Below are 592 nucleotides of genomic sequence, written 5' to 3' on the forward strand. Positions count from 1 at the left end.
CCATTTCTTGATTTTCTAACTCCCGATAGCACGATTTGGTTAGTAGACTTATCCAACTCAAATGATCCTATTTTACTAGCACAAGGCGCAAAAACGCTCTGGTACCAATGGCAATCATGGGTTTACATATTCTTGTTTAGCCTCATGACAGCGTTCATTTTAGGTTTAATTTACAACGGCATTCGCACATTCGCAGATGAGTCGTTACTCAAAGCTAAGAAAGAATTAGCTAAAAAAACGAAAGAGATCGAAAACATAAAACGAGAATACCAAGGTCAAGTTGAGAAGGATATCGTAAACAAACACGCCAAAGAAGCGAAACGACTCAACAAGAAAGAAAACGAGATCTACGCTATCAAGCAGCAAACAGAGAACAAGGAAGTGGCGTTACAAAAGCAAATAAGAATAGTCAATCACGCACACCGTCGACAAAACAAACAGACACAGAGTAAGTTAGGTCAAAGAGATCGACTGAGCGCAGAGAAGAAAATAATGGCAGAGTTCTTAGATGAAATAGACTGGAAGTTCACGGATGGAACAAAAATCACGTATACCGCTCTAGCAAGATTAGCAAAGAAACATAGAGGCCATT

Annotated in this window: 1 protein-coding gene; it reads left to right on the forward strand. The window is 39.4% G+C overall.

Annotation, left to right across the window (positions count from 1 at the left end):
* A partial coding sequence (locus R7Z50_RS29195) for a hypothetical protein (RefSeq protein WP_318149973.1) occupies positions 1-592 on the forward strand: 592 nt, incomplete at both ends.

It is taken from the genome of Vibrio sp. 1249-1 (assembly GCF_033340495.1).